Source organism: Bradyrhizobium sp. CCBAU 53340 (genome assembly GCF_015291645.1).
Classification (GTDB): Bacteria; Pseudomonadota; Alphaproteobacteria; order Rhizobiales; family Xanthobacteraceae; genus Bradyrhizobium.
Map to the genome: position 1 here is coordinate 1,330,305 of NZ_CP030055.1, position 12,931 is coordinate 1,343,235.

The 12,931-nt window shown below is 65.0% G+C and carries 14 protein-coding genes; 7 read left to right on the forward strand and 7 right to left on the reverse strand.

Features of this window, described 5'->3' with window-relative positions; translation table 11 throughout:
* Positions 1 to 8: 8 nt before the first annotated feature.
* Positions 9 to 428 carry a DUF3052 family protein gene (locus XH89_RS06220; protein WP_194466231.1) on the forward strand — a complete coding sequence of 140 codons (420 nt, stop codon included), beginning with the start codon at positions 9 to 11 and terminating at the stop codon, positions 426 to 428.
* 294 nt (positions 429 to 722) lie between these two features.
* On the opposite strand, the gene XH89_RS06225 is transcribed toward XH89_RS06220, so the two are convergent.
* The 4 genes from XH89_RS06225 to XH89_RS06240 all read right to left on the reverse strand — a co-directional run bounded on the left by XH89_RS06225 (position 723) and on the right by XH89_RS06240 (position 5,075).
* Entirely contained in the window at positions 723 to 1,577 is an 855-nt protein-coding gene (locus tag XH89_RS06225) for an alpha/beta fold hydrolase (protein WP_194466232.1), read from the reverse strand.
* 87 nt (positions 1,578 to 1,664) lie between these two features.
* A complete protein-coding gene (locus tag XH89_RS06230; protein ID WP_194466233.1) occupies positions 1,665 to 1,994 on the reverse strand; it encodes a hypothetical protein in 330 nt (109 codons plus the stop codon).
* A 95-nt stretch (positions 1,995 to 2,089) separates the two neighbouring features.
* On the reverse strand, positions 2,090 to 3,577 hold the full coding sequence (locus tag XH89_RS06235) for a hypothetical protein (protein WP_194466234.1): 1,488 nt from the start codon (positions 3,575 to 3,577) through the stop codon (positions 2,090 to 2,092).
* Between the two features lie 10 nt (positions 3,578 to 3,587).
* Positions 3,588 to 5,075, reverse strand: a complete 1,488-nt coding sequence (locus XH89_RS06240; RefSeq protein WP_194466235.1) for a hypothetical protein — start codon at positions 5,073 to 5,075, stop codon at positions 3,588 to 3,590.
* 303 nt (positions 5,076 to 5,378) lie between these two features.
* Between XH89_RS06240 and XH89_RS06245 the strand changes: the two genes are divergently transcribed.
* On the forward strand, positions 5,379 to 5,543 hold the full coding sequence (locus XH89_RS06245) for a Flp family type IVb pilin (RefSeq protein WP_194466236.1): 165 nt from the start codon (positions 5,379 to 5,381) through the stop codon (positions 5,541 to 5,543).
* 446 nt (positions 5,544 to 5,989) lie between these two features.
* Positions 5,990 to 7,351 carry a metallophosphoesterase gene (locus tag XH89_RS06250; RefSeq protein ID WP_246767752.1) on the forward strand — a complete coding sequence of 454 codons (1,362 nt, stop codon included), beginning with the start codon at positions 5,990 to 5,992 and terminating at the stop codon, positions 7,349 to 7,351.
* Between the two features lie 34 nt (positions 7,352 to 7,385).
* Here XH89_RS06250 and XH89_RS06255 read toward each other — a convergent pair whose 3' ends face one another.
* Positions 7,386 to 8,363, reverse strand: a complete 978-nt coding sequence (locus tag XH89_RS06255; protein WP_194466237.1) for a phosphatase PAP2 family protein — start codon at positions 8,361 to 8,363, stop codon at positions 7,386 to 7,388.
* A 259-nt stretch (positions 8,364 to 8,622) separates the two neighbouring features.
* Here XH89_RS06255 and XH89_RS06260 point away from each other — a divergent pair, with 259 nt between their 5' ends.
* Complete coding sequence (locus XH89_RS06260; RefSeq protein WP_057757575.1) at positions 8,623 to 9,303, forward strand: TetR/AcrR family transcriptional regulator; 681 nt, start codon at positions 8,623 to 8,625, stop codon at positions 9,301 to 9,303.
* Positions 9,304 to 9,437: 134 nt separating this feature from the next.
* Here the strand turns inward: XH89_RS06260 and pyk are convergent, their stop codons facing one another.
* Positions 9,438 to 10,874, reverse strand: a complete 1,437-nt coding sequence (pyk, locus tag XH89_RS06265) for a pyruvate kinase (protein WP_194466238.1) — start codon at positions 10,872 to 10,874, stop codon at positions 9,438 to 9,440.
* Positions 10,871 to 11,479 carry a DUF1036 domain-containing protein gene (locus XH89_RS06270; protein WP_194466239.1) on the reverse strand — a complete coding sequence of 203 codons (609 nt, stop codon included), beginning with the start codon at positions 11,477 to 11,479 and terminating at the stop codon, positions 10,871 to 10,873. Before XH89_RS06270 ends, pyk begins: the two co-directional genes overlap by 4 nt.
* Positions 11,480 to 11,646: 167 nt before the next feature.
* Between XH89_RS06270 and XH89_RS06275 the strand changes: the two genes are divergently transcribed.
* The 3 genes from XH89_RS06275 (at position 11,647) to XH89_RS06285 (ending at position 12,922) form a co-directional block, all read left to right on the forward strand.
* A complete protein-coding gene (locus tag XH89_RS06275) occupies positions 11,647 to 11,952 on the forward strand; it encodes a DUF1244 domain-containing protein (RefSeq protein WP_194466240.1) in 306 nt (101 codons plus the stop codon).
* Positions 11,953 to 12,150: 198 nt separating this feature from the next.
* Positions 12,151 to 12,423, forward strand: a complete 273-nt coding sequence (locus XH89_RS06280) for a DUF2312 domain-containing protein (RefSeq protein WP_008546273.1) — start codon at positions 12,151 to 12,153, stop codon at positions 12,421 to 12,423.
* A gap of 73 nt (positions 12,424 to 12,496) precedes the next feature.
* Entirely contained in the window at positions 12,497 to 12,922 is a 426-nt protein-coding gene (locus XH89_RS06285; RefSeq protein ID WP_194466241.1) for a DUF1801 domain-containing protein, read from the forward strand.
* Positions 12,923 to 12,931: the final 9 nt, after the last annotated feature.

Here is a 12,931-nt window from a genome sequence, read left to right on the forward strand (position 1 = left end):
CACCTGCCATGGCCGGATATTCCGGCAAACCTGTTGTGCAGAAGCTCGGCATCAAGCCGGGCTTTTGTATTTTCGTGGACGGGCTTGCGATTGCCTATGACGACGTCGTCGGCGAATTGCCCGACGGCGTGCGGATCGCAAAGGCCGCCAAGCCTCCGCTCGACATGGTGCATGTGTTCGCAGCCGAGGCCAAAGGCCTCGCTGCAAAGCTGCGCAGCTACCGCAACGCGATCGCGCCCGACGGGATGATCTGGGCATCGTGGCCGAAGAAGGCGTCCGGCATCACGACCGATGTCACCGAAGCGCTGGTGCGCGAAACCGCGCTGGCGAACGGCCTCGTCGACATCAAGATCTGCGCCGTCAACGACATCTGGTCCGGCCTCAAGCTCGTGATCCCCGTGAAGGATCGGGCGAAAGCCGCGAGATAACGGCGGTCCCCCGTCATTGCGAGCGCAGCGAAGCAATCCATAAATGCGTCCGCGGAAAGGCTCTGGATTGCTTCGCTGCGCTCGCAATGACGTCGTGGATGCACTTGCGCTCGCAACAAAGGCAGTCTCGTAGGGTGGGCAAAGGCGCTCTTGCGCCGTTCCCACAATACGATCTGGTGCCCCGGACGCTACAGAGCGGGGCCCATGTCTCCGCATCCCGCGTGTCGCTTCCCGGGTCCCGGCTCTGCGCCGCAACGTTGCACGTTGCAGCGCGTCCGGGACACGGAGTTTCCGTTACTTCGACGCATCTCGTCGCTCCAGAAACCGCAGCACATCCTCATTGAACTGCTCGGGATCCTGCAGGAACGAGAAGTGACTGACCGCCGGCTGGATCAGGAGGCCGGCGCCGGGAATGTTCGCGGCCATGAACTCGGTGTTGTCGCGCTTGATCGCCTCGTCATGGTCGCCATCGACGATCCAGGTCGGGACCTTGATCGCGGCGAGATCCGTGGCCGTCCATTTCGGCTGGCTCTCCCACATCTTGGTAATCTCGGCGACGAAGCCCTGATATTCGGTCGGCGTTGGCGAGAGGCGCTTGTACTCATCGCCGGCCCGCGCGATGTAGGCGTTGAAGACGTCGCTCGAGGCGATATCCGCAACGCCCGACGGATCCGAGTTCGCCGCGAAGGCGAACAGCCTGCTGACCCGCTCCGGGTGCTTCATGGCGATGTCGAGGCCGATGATCGCCCCGTCGCTCCAGCCCACGATCGCGGCCTTTTTGATCTTGAGATGATCGAGCAGGGCGACCACGTCGGAAGCCATCAGGTCGTAGCCATAAGGCTCCTGATTGCGGCTGCTGCGGCCATGGCCGCGGCTGTCCATGACGATGACCTGATAGTGCCGCTGCAGCGCGCGGACCTGATGGCCCCAGTAGTTGGAATTGGCGAGACCGCCATGCAGCAGGACCACCGGTTCGCCGTGGCCGAACACGGCGTACCAGACCTTGATGCCGTTGACGGGCGCGAAGCCGCTCTGCACCGCTTTGGGCAAGGTCGGCGTCGGCGGCAGGTTCATCCACCGCGGCGCCGCATGCGCCGCACCGAGTGAGACCATCACGAGAAATGCGACGACGACATTGCGAAGCGGCATGGTATGCTTTCCTGTTCGACCACGGACCATTAGCGCATGACAAAGGCATAAGGTTGGACAAGCCGCCGCGTTCCGGCGATGCCTTGCTCAGGAGGCGAGACGAAGCCAGACGTCGCGGCTCGCCAGCGTCCCATCGGGCGTGGCGATCTCCATGTCCACGACATGCAGGGAGCCTGGCTCGTCTCCGTAGATGTATTTGAGGTGCCATATCAGCCCCAGGTCCGGCGTGATGACGAAGTCGTCGAGCCCATCGGTTATCGCCCGAACGGCCTCGCGGTGCGTCAGCGGCGCCGAAAACATCGCATCGATCAGATTGGCGAGGCTCATGCCTTCGACCAGCATCATCCGCGCGATGTCGTCACCATGGACGTGGCGGAGCGCTGAGACGATGACGGCGATGGCGTCCGGATTCTTCATGACACGGTCTGCGTCGGGGCCATTTGCCTCGCCCCGATCCGGCTGCATTGAACTGCGTCAGACGCCAGGAGACAAGTCTGCTTGACGGGTCGTCCTCACTTCCCCGGTGCCGAGGCCTGCTGATCGTCCCGTACATCGTCCCGCACATGGACCACCGCGATCTTGTCGGCATAGGCTCGCTTCCAGCCCTTGATTTGATCCAGCATCTGTGCCGCCGGAGAATCAACCGTGAGCAGGGTCGCGTCGATCTTGTTCTCGTCGAGCATGCGCAACAGGCCTGACACATCGCGGCCGTCTTCGGCTGCGAAATAGTCCATCAGGAATTTTTCGCCGTAGAGCTCCGACCGCCCGTCGACGAACGGGTTGAGGTCGCGAACGATGAGATAGCCGCCGAAACCGTAGGAATTGAAGATGCGCGCGGCCTTGCGCTCGATCAGCGCGTCGACCGCGGCAACCGGCGTCTGCGCCGTGGAGAATTGGAAGGCATGACGGCCGGCAAAAGTCGCGGTCGCGCTTGCAGTCGCGAGCATGATCGCGGTCGCGGCCAAGGCGGCCGGGGCGCCAGGCGCCATCCGCAGGCCACGCGGCGCATCCGCGGCGGGCCTGATCCAGCCGCTCAACGGCTGCGCCAGCACCAACGGGACGAGCACGCCGAAGGTCTCGATGCTGCGGACATGCGCCAGCGCCATCCAGGTGGTGCTGAGAATCAGCAGCACCCGCGGCGGTGACAGCGACAGGCCGCGCGTCAGCGCAAGGCCGAGCAGTCCGAGCAGCGCGCCCGCGAACGGGCTGAAGGAACTGAAATCGGCCGGCCGCCATTCGGCGATGACGGAGAACGACTTGCCGAGGCTGAGGATGCGCGCCGCGCCGAGCAGGGTGTCGATGCCATAGGGCGTGCAACAGCTCGCAGCGAGCGCGCCAAGGCCGAACGCGGCCCATTGCATCGCGAGCGTCAGCCGGTGCGCCGGCGCGGCGCGCCAGAGCGCTTCAAGGCCGATCGTGCCGATCAAGGCAAGCCCGAGCACGAAGCCGCCGTGAAGATTGGCCCATAGCGCCATCAGCGGCAGCAGCAGGAAGGACGGCGCGCGGCCACGGTCGGCCGCTCCCATCAGGGCCGCGCTCCAGGCGACCATGACCGGCAGCGCCAGCACATGCGGACGGGCCAGCAGATGCGGCGCGGCGAGCGTCATCGCCAGCAGGCAGAACACCAGCGCGTAAGGCAGATCGAGATGCCGTTGCAGGAAGGTCAGCAGCAATGCCATCGCGATTGCGATCGCAGCGGCGGTGAGCACGACCGGCCCGGCCCAGCCCCACCAGGCAAAGGTCGTCGCGAACAGCACTTGCGACAGCCAGGAGGTCGAGAGCCAGACCTCGCCCTGGCGCGTCAGGGAGTAAAAGTCGGTCCAGGGCACCGCGCGATGATCGAGGATCCATTGGCCGACCTTGATCTGCCAGAGTGTATCAGGGTCGTGCAGCAGGCTGTCGCCGCTCACCAGCAGCAGCAGGAAAGCGGCGGCCGCGACGCAGAGCGGCGCCAGATTGCGCTGGGGCCGCGTGACCGCAAGACTGGCGGCGATGGTCATGAGGCGATGCTCAAGGTTTGGCCGGCGCCGCCGCGCCGGCCTGATCATCGCGCACATGGATCACCGCGATGTTGTCGCCATAGAGCCGCTTCCAGCCCTTGATGTGATCGAGCACCTGGGCGGCGGGACTGTCGGCGACCAGCAGGGTGGCATCGATCTTGTACTCTTCGAGCAGCCGCGTCAGGTTGTCGAGCTTCTTGACTTCGATCGCCTTGAAGAAGTCCATCACGAACTTCTCGCCGTAGAGCTCGGCGCGGCCGTCGACGAAGACAGGAATGTCGCGCGAGATCAGATAGCCGCCGAACTGGTAGGCGTTGAAGATGCGCTGCGCCTTGCGCTGCTGGAGCAGGTCGACCGCGGCCACTGGCGTCTGGTCCATCGTGAAGGTGAAGCGGTGATGCGACATGTAGATCGAGGTCGAGGTCCAGGCCGCGGCTGCGATCATCAGCGCCCCCATCGCCGTGACGTAGCGCGCAGCCGCGCTCTCGGTGCCATCGGCGAGTTGCGGCAGCGGTGAGTTCTCGCCGAGCGGCTTAGCCAGCGCCAGCGGCACCAGGAAGGCAAAGGCCTCGATGCTCCTGACATGGGTGAGCCCCATCCAGGTGAACAGCAGGATCAGCAGGATGCGCGGCGGCGACAGCGTCAGACCGCGAAACAGCCCGATCGCGATGAGGCCGAGGATCGCGCCTTCGAAGGCGGAGAAGGAGGCGAAATTCGCCGGCATCCATTCCGAGATGACCGACAGCAGCTCGCCGAGATTGAGGATGTTCGTCGCGCCCAGCAGCGTGCGCCAGCCATAGGGCGTCACGCAGGCCGCCAGCATCGCGGCGACGCCGAACAGGAACCAGCGCGCGAGCAGCCGGATCTGCTTGTCGGACTCGAGCGTCCAGATCGCTTCAATGGCCATCGGGCCGATCAGCGCGAGGCCGAGCACGAAGCCGCCATGCAAATTCGCCCACAGCGACATCAGCGGCAGCCAGGCCCAGGATGGCGTCACCTTGCGATCGGCCGCATTCATCAGCACGCCGACCCACGCGATCATCACCGGCAGCGCCAGCATGTGCGGCCGCGCCAGGATATGGTGCAGCGACAGCACGACGGCCAGCATCGCGAACAGCACCGAGCGCGGAATTTCGAGGTGGGCGTCGAGCAGGTAGACGAAGATCGCCGCTGATGCGGCGATCGCGAACGCGGTGAGGATCACCGGCCCGGCCCAGCCCCACTGCGTATAGGAAACCGCGAACAGAATCTGCGACAGCCAGGAGGTCGAGATCCACGGCTCGCCGGGGCGCGTGAAGGAATAGAAGTCGGTATAGGGCAGGGCCTGATGATCGAGAATCCACTGACCGATCTTGATCTGCCAGAACGAGTCGGAGTCCTGAAGCAGCGTGTCGCCGATCATAAGGAAGAAGAGGTAGGCGCCCGCGCCGACACACAACGGCACCAGTGCGCGGGCGCGGCTCTGCATCGCGACGCTGTTGGTGAAGGAAAGGGACATGCCGCCTCGTCTTGTTCTTGAGTGTGTTGGCCGAGCGGGCGGCATTGGACCATGGCGGTCATAACTTCCAGTAAATCGGCGGATCCTGAGCGTCTGGCGCGGCTCTGTATCGGCGCAATTTAACCGATTGTTTTCAATTTCGGTTTACCATCGGCGAATACACGCAAACAGTTCCGTGTTTAAGCAGTCGAGTTAACTGCGGCGCAATTCTTTACCCGTAGGTTCGGTTCCATGGTCGGGCGGCGCTGGGAAGCCGAAAAGACCAGACCACTTGAAGCCACGTGTACCCTTTGGGAGCAGTTTATGAAGAACCTCGTTTCGCGTTTCGTGAAGGATGAATCCGGCGCCACCGCCATTGAATACGGCCTGATCGCCGCCGGCATCGCGCTGGCCATCATCACCGTCGTCAACAACCTCGGCACCACGCTGAACACCAAGTTCGGCTCGATCTCGTCCAGCCTCAAGTAAGCTGAGACGAATCCAGAGTTCAGAGAGCCCCGTCCTCGGACGGGGCTCTCTTCGTTTTGGGCGCGGGATCATCGGCATACGCGCCTATCGTCCCGTCACCCCGCGCAATGGCGAAGCCATTGTCGCTGGAGGTGCCCGCCTCTTCGGCGAGCCTCGATGGGCGACGGGATCGAAAAGCGCATTGTTGAACGAGTCGCGACCAAACGGCGAGCTCTCGTAGGGTGGGCAAAGCGAAGCGTGCCCACGACTTGTCACCATGAACGGAGGTGCTGGTGGCCACGACGCCACGCGCCTTCGCCTGCTGACGCTTTTCGTTTGACGAGATGAAAACGACAGCTGGCCAGCCGGACTTCGGTCCGTAGATTCAATCAATCTGCCTCGTTGCCGCCCGTTCCGGAAATTGCCATTCTCCGATCGGCTCCTTGCAACGGAAGGCTATCAATCCCGTGAAAAACTCCATCCCCGCGCTGCTGCCGCGCGGCGAAGGTCACCAGTTTCTGCTCTACGGCGACTCCTGTTCGGGCGTTCCCGGCGCATTGCACGAAAAAACCTTCGGCGCGGTCAACGCAGTCGTTCAGCGCCTGAGCCCGCAGCCTGAATTCATTGTCTTCCCGGGTGATGAAATCATCGGCCTGACGCCGGATGAGGACGCGCTGCGCGCGCAGTGGCGATATTGGTTCGAAATGGAAATGGCATGGCTCGACCGTGCAACCATCCCGATGTGGCACACGACCGGCAACCACACGACCTACGATGTGATGAGCGAGACGGTGTTTCGCGCTGTCCTGGACCTGCCGGATAACGGGCCGCCCGGACAGTCCGGCCTGTCATACTTCGTGCGGCGCGGCGACCTCCTGATGGTGTTCGTCAACACGCTCTGGAGCGGCCTTGGTGGCGAGGGACATGTCGAGATCGGATGGCTCGAAGCGACGCTGAAAGCACATCGCGATGTCAGGCACAAGCTCGTCATCGGCCATCACCCGGTCTTCCCGGTCAACGGTTTTTCCGGCGCTTATCAACGCGAGATCGGCCCCGAATATGCAGGCCCGTTCTGGAACATCCTGGTGAACGAAAACGTGCTGGCCTACGTGTGCAGTCACATCCTGGCCTTCGACGTGCAGGCGCACAGCGGCGTCCTTCAAATCTGCACCGCAGGAGCTGGAACGGCGCACAGGATGCCGGAAGGAGTCGAATACCTCCATTGCATCCAGGCGGCGCTTGACGCGCACGGCCTACGCTATCAGGTGCTCGACAGCGACGGTGCGGTACGCGAGCGGCTGGAATGGCCGATCGCCAATCCTGATCCCGCGCAGTGGATGGAGCTGCCGCGCGGAGACGCGGATGCGCCCCTCAGCGGACATTTGCCGAGTGGACGCAGCATCGAGCTGAGACTGACAGGGCAGAGCGCGACGAGCGATGCAGCCGCGGCGCAGACGATCTTCACGGCTTTCGCACCCGGTTCGATTGCCCCGTTCTGGCTTGGACTTCGTGGCCCTGCGCAAACCCTCACAGTGATCGTCGGCCGCGATCCCGGCCGCAGTCCGGCCTATTGGTTCGGACCTGATCTGGCCGCGGGCGCTCCATTCGATATTCATGTCGCGATCTATCCGGATATGGGACCTGGCGGTCTGCTCTACCGTCACCACGACAATGGCCGTTGGTCGTCTTTCAACGCGGCGACAGCGCGCGGGGTGGAACGGCTGTCGTGGCCCCACCGCTGGGCGGTTGGTCATGCACAGGGCGGTCCCGATGACCGCCCTTTCAAAGGTGCCGCGCTGAGTGTTCAGATGGCGCAGATGCAGCGTTGAATTGGATGGCGCGTCGGATGGTCCTATCGCGCTGTTATTCTGCGAGGCTGGGCTGCCAGACTGCTGACGTAGCGGGCGCTGGCCCCGCCGCGCGGCTCATCCACACCAGATAAGCCTTCGCGGCCCAGATCGAGCCCGCCGCCAGCGCAACACCGGCAGCGACGTCGATGATGTAATGCGCGCCGATCACAGGCGTGGCCGCGATCATCAGCAGGTTGAGCGCAGTGGCGATGCCGCCGATGCGCCGCACCGGCCACAGCGCCCACATGTAGAGCACGGCGGACGCGGCGTGAAAGCTCGGAAACGAGACGATGCCGGACAGGAAGAACAGCCGCAGCTCGTGCAGGCTGCCGTCGCGCAGCGCCAGGATGTCGCGCAACTGGCCGGCGTAGACTGCGGTGTTGATGTCGGGGAGCTGAGCGGCCGGCAATTGCAGTCCGTAATAGGTGCCGATCGCGGGCACCAGCGCCGAGATCGCGATGGTGATCGCGAGCGCAAGGCTCATCGCCAGCATGAACAATTGCAGCCGCACGTAACGCGCGGTCAGCGCCAGCACGACGGGGATGAAGAGCAGCGGCCATTTGATCAGGCCGTAGCCGCGCGCGAGGATGTCGCCGAGCCAGGGATGATCGTTGACGAAGCGCGCAATCGGCTCGGGATCGAGGCCGAGCGCGCGATCGATCGCGAGCAGCGCCTGGTCCTGCAGCGGCCAGCCCATCTTGCCGGCGACGTAGCTGAGCGGCCCGACGATGGCGCAGGTGATGATGACCTGGCCGATCGTGCCGAGCGAGAAGATCAGCTTGGGATCGGCGCGATCGCCCTTGGCGATGCGATGACGATAGGCGATGGCGACGAAGCACGCGGCGATGGCGAGCGTGATGCCGTAGGCGACCGGCTCGAGCCTGAGGCCGGTGACATCGAGGCCGAGCGCCAGCAGGCCGCCCATGGTCGCGATGGGAAGCCAGTTCAGATGGTAGAGCTGCCAGGCGGTCTTGGCGTCCGTGTCGACCATGCTGCACCGGATTTGGATCGCAGCCACAGTCGCGGAGCGGCTTTAAGACCGCGGTAACAATCGTGGTTAGCCATTTGCCAATTGATGCGCTGCAATTGAGCGATTGCAGCCCAGCCTTCACGTGTGACGCACCACGCATTTGCTTCTTGTCATCCCCCCTGAATAGTTGTTCAGTCCTTGCGGGGCGATTTGCCGTGAAATCGGTGACGAAGCGTTCGGCCGCGGGCATGCGGCAGGCGTGTGGGACAGGAAGCGCGCCATGGTTTATCGGCGGACGCATCAAGTGGTTAAGCGCCTTGCGGCGCGGCGCAGCGCCATCCTGGCGGCGGCAAGGGAAGCCGCAGCCGAAGGCGGCATGGCGGCGGTGCAGATCGCGCCGGTCGCCGTCAGGGCCAATGTGGCGGCCGGCACCGTGTACCGCTACTTCCCCTCCAAGGCCGAGCTGATCTCCGAACTGATCTCCGAGGTCTCGCGCGACGAGCTCGCGGCCATCCGGCGGGCGGCCGATGCCGCCCCGGGCCCGTCCTCGGCGCTGGCGGCGGCCGTGACCACGGTGGCCGTCCATACCCTGTCGCAGCGCAGGCTGGCCTGGGGCATCCTGGCCGAGCCTGTCGACGTCGATGTCAGCGCCTCCCGCCTGGCGAGCCGTCGTGAGATCGCCGGCGAGATCGCAGGCCGGATCGATGCCGCCGTGCGCGCCGGCCATCTGCCGGCGCAGGACACTGCGCTCGCGGCGACCGCTCTGCTCGGCGCGCTGCATGAGGCGCTGGTCGGGCCGCTCGCGCCCGACAATCTCGAAGATCCCGTCAAGATGCGTGATGCGGTGCAAACCGTGACGCTGCTGGCGCTGCGCGCCGTCGGCGTCATGGACGCCCGCGCCCGTGGCCTCGTGGTGCAGCAGACCTTGCTGCCGACGACCAAGGCGCTGGTCGGGGCTTAGCATTTGTCGCCTGATCGCGCTCGGGCAGCTGTCTGAGCACGTCTTTTCGCAAAGCCTAAGCACAGCAGCCGGTTTCTGCCGGCTACTGTGCATGGGGCTTTTTTCGCGTTTTGTGTTGGCGGGGGCTCGCCGCCTCACATATTCGCGTCGCCCTCGGGGCCGACGGAGGCGATGCGCACCATGTTGGTGGTGCCGGGAATGCCGAGCGGCACGCCGGCGACGATGATCACGCGCTGGCCGGCGCGGACAAAGCCGTCGCGGAAGGCAATCTGGCCGGCGCGGTTCACCATGTCGTCCTGGTCGCGCGCGTCCTCCGCCACCACGCAATGCACACCCCAGACCGCGGCGAGCCGGCGTCCGGCGGTGATGTTCGGCGTGATCGCCACGATCGGCGGCTTCGGCCGCTCGCGCGCCACGCGCGTCGCGGTCGAGCCGGATGAGGTCCAGCAGATCAAAGCGGGCAGATCGAGCGTCTCGGCGATCTGCCGGGCGGCATCCGCGATGGCATCGCCCGCGGTGGATTCCGGCGCGGGGCGCTGCGCCGTGATCACCGACCGGTAGGTCGGGTCGCGCTCGACCTCCTCGCCGATGCGGTTCATGGTCGAGACCGCCTCGACCGGGAATTTGCCGGCCGCCGATTCCGCCGACAGCATGATGGCGTCGGCGCCCTCATAGACGGCGGTGGCGACGTCGGAGACTTCGGCGCGGGTCGGCACCGGCGACTGGATCATCGATTCCAGCATCTGGGTTGCGATCACCACCGGCTTGCCGGCGCGGCGCGCCATGCGCGTCATCTGCTTCTGCAGGCTCGGCACGCGCTCGAGCGGCAGTTCGACGCCGAGGTCGCCGCGCGCCACCATCAGCGCGTCGGAGGCGTCGATGATGTCGGCGAGGCGATCGATCGCCTGCGGCTTCTCGATCTTGGCCATGACCGCGGCGCGGCCGCGAATCATCTTCTTGGCTTCGAGCACGTCGTCGGCGCGCTGCACGAAGGACAGCGCGATCCAGTCGACGCCGGTGACGAGGGCCGCTTCGAGGTCGGCGCGGTCCTTCGGCGTCATCGCCGAGACCGGCAGGTCGGTGTCGGGCAGGCTGACGCCCTTGCGGTCGCTCATCTTGCCGCCGACCACGACGCGCGTCACCGCATGCTCCTTGGAGGTCTCCTCCGCGATCAGCCGCACCTTGCCGTCGTCGAGCAGCAGCGCGTGGCCCGGCCTGAGCGCGGCAAGGATCTCGGGGTGAGGAAGCTGGACGCGGTTGGCATCGCCCGGCGTCTTGTCGGAATCGAGCGTGAAGGTCTGGCCGTTCTGGAGCTGGACCGAGCCTTCGGCGAAGGCGCCGAGCCTGAGCTTGGGGCCCTGAAGATCGACCAGGATGCCGATCGGGCGGCCGTAGCTGCTCTCGACATTGCGGATCGTCGCCACCAGCTCGCGCATCTTGTCATGCGGCGTGTGGCTCATGTTGATGCGGAATACGTCGGCGCCAGCCTCGAACAGGCGGCGGATCATCGCAAGGTCCGACGAGGCAGGTCCGAGGGTCGCGAGAATCTTGATACGGCGAAGACGCCTCATGGCTTATTTCCAGGCGGGGGCGAGGGCGGGGCGGCGGCCGGTGGCAGGCCGGGCGAGCCCGGGGGCGTAGCACCGGGCGGGTTATTGGGCAAACCCGGAACGCCACCACCAGGGCCAACAGGGCCGGGCATTCCGGGGACACGCGGTTGGGCGGCGGGTTGCTCGTTGGCGTCGGTGAGCTGCACCGTCCAGGCCCGCTGCTCGCCGGTATCGACCTCGAAATAGCCGGTCCGGTCATAGCCGCGCGCCAGGCAGTCCTCGGTGCCGCGGATGGTGAATTCCTTGTCGCGCGAACACATGAAGGCCTGCCCCGACCATTCGCCGCCGCGGTCATAGTCGATCGCGTAGATGTAATAATAACGGGCGACCAGCGTTCCCCGCAGCAGGGTCTCGCAGGACCGGGATGAGATGTTCCACCAGCCTTCGGTGGTCCAGCCATCGGCGTCCTTGTAGCCGAGCGCGATGCCGACCCGGCTCGAGGTGTTGTTGCAAAGCCGGAAATCGGCCGAGGCCGGGCTGGTCCAGAGGCACAACAGGCCAACCACCAGCACCGGGACCAACCGGGCGAGCAGGCGAAGGGGGAAGCGGGGAGATTCGGCGATCATTGTCGCGGAACGTATACCAGATGATTGACGATTTGGCGTAGGGCAGGGGAACGCCCATATGCCGGCTCAGCGGCCGTTTGCGCTGCGATATGGCAAAATCTGTGACAGGACCCCACCTGATCCCGTAAGGGTGACCACCATCGAGGTCACAGCCGAGAGGTCCAGCCATGGCAATCGACGACAAAACCAGAACGGAGCTCGAGGCGGCCGCCTTCCGGCGCCTGGTCGATCATCTGAAGACGCGGACCGACGTCCAGAACATCGACCTGATGAATCTGGCCGGCTTCTGCCGCAACTGCCTGTCGAACTGGCTCAAGGATGCCGCGGACGCGCAAGGGGTACCCTTGAGCAAGGACGAGAGCCGGGAGGCCGTCTACGGCATGCCCTACGAGGCCTGGAAGGCGAAGTACCAGGGCACGGCGAGCCCCGGGCAGCTCGAGGCGATGAAGAAGGTCCATCCCCACAATCATTAAGGGGAGGAGTCCGGCGCGCGGCTTGAGTCGCACCACACAACATCTTTCTTTGTCCCGTCGCAGGAAGATGTGGGCGCGCTGTGGACGAGCGCGATGCTTGCTTGAACGCGAACGGTGCCAACCCTAAGGGTCTAGCCAGCACGCGCGGTGAGGATGCCGGCGTCACCTCGTTTTGCCAGTTCCATTGGGAGTACCAAGATGGCCACCTCCGCCGCCGTCCGCGACGACGAGCCCGCGACGAAATTTGCCAAGGACCAGCTCAAATCCATCATCGAGCGCATCGAGCGGCTGGAGGAAGAGAAGAAGGCGATCTCCGACGACATCCGCGACGTCTATGCCGAGAGCAAGGGCAACGGCTACGACGTCAAGGCGCTGCGCACCATCGTGCGCCTGCGCAAGCAGGACCCCAACGAGCGCGCCGAGGCCGAGACGATCCTCGAGACCTACATGCAGGCGCTGGGGATGATCTGAGGCATTTGCGCCTCGGACTTCGCGCGGGCTACAAATCGCGGCTGTTGCACTTCGTTTGTGAACGGAAACGTCGGTGACCGCACCGCCCCTGTCGCGTGAGGTGATCAGTGCCTTCGGCGCTCTTCCAGCGCCGATCGGCACGCGGTTGCTCCAGGTGCGCGACCTGATTTTTGCGATCGCGGCGGCGGATGACAATGTCGGCCGTCTCACCGAGACGCTGAAATGGGGCGAGCCTGCGTACCTGACCGATGAGACGGGCAGTGGCTCGACCATCCGGCTTGGCCGCCTCAAGGACTCCGACCACGCCGCCATTCTGTTCAACTGCAAGACAACGCTCGTCGACACGTTCCGCGAGCGGTTTCACGATCAGTTCGAATACCGGCAGACCCGGGCGCTGTTGCTGCCGGTGGCCGGCAAACTGCCGAAGCAGGCGCTATCAGTCTGCCTGTCGCTGGCGCTGACCTATCATCTGGATCGGCGGGGAAAGAAGGCGCGCTAGGCGATCAGC

Coding starts and splice junctions, on each gene's coding strand:
- XH89_RS06270 (WP_194466239.1), bottom strand. CDS start 11,479: ATGATCGCCGAATCTCCCCGCTTCCCCCTTCGCCTGCTCGCCCGGTTG.
- XH89_RS06255 (WP_194466237.1), bottom strand. CDS start 8,363: ATGGTCGACACGGACGCCAAGACCGCCTGGCAGCTCTACCATCTGAAC.
- XH89_RS06280 (WP_008546273.1), top strand. CDS start 12,151: ATGGCCACCTCCGCCGCCGTCCGCGACGACGAGCCCGCGACGAAATTT.
- XH89_RS06220 (WP_194466231.1), top strand. CDS start 9: ATGGCCGGATATTCCGGCAAACCTGTTGTGCAGAAGCTCGGCATCAAG.
- XH89_RS06275 (WP_194466240.1), top strand. CDS start 11,647: ATGGCAATCGACGACAAAACCAGAACGGAGCTCGAGGCGGCCGCCTTC.
- XH89_RS06235 (WP_194466234.1), bottom strand. CDS start 3,577: ATGACCATCGCCGCCAGTCTTGCGGTCACGCGGCCCCAGCGCAATCTG.
- XH89_RS06225 (WP_194466232.1), bottom strand. CDS start 1,577: ATGCCGCTTCGCAATGTCGTCGTCGCATTTCTCGTGATGGTCTCACTC.
- XH89_RS06230 (WP_194466233.1), bottom strand. CDS start 1,994: ATGAAGAATCCGGACGCCATCGCCGTCATCGTCTCAGCGCTCCGCCAC.
- XH89_RS06240 (WP_194466235.1), bottom strand. CDS start 5,075: ATGTCCCTTTCCTTCACCAACAGCGTCGCGATGCAGAGCCGCGCCCGC.
- XH89_RS06260 (WP_057757575.1), top strand. CDS start 8,623: ATGGTTTATCGGCGGACGCATCAAGTGGTTAAGCGCCTTGCGGCGCGG.
- XH89_RS06245 (WP_194466236.1), top strand. CDS start 5,379: ATGAAGAACCTCGTTTCGCGTTTCGTGAAGGATGAATCCGGCGCCACC.
- pyk (WP_194466238.1), bottom strand. CDS start 10,874: ATGAGGCGTCTTCGCCGTATCAAGATTCTCGCGACCCTCGGACCTGCC.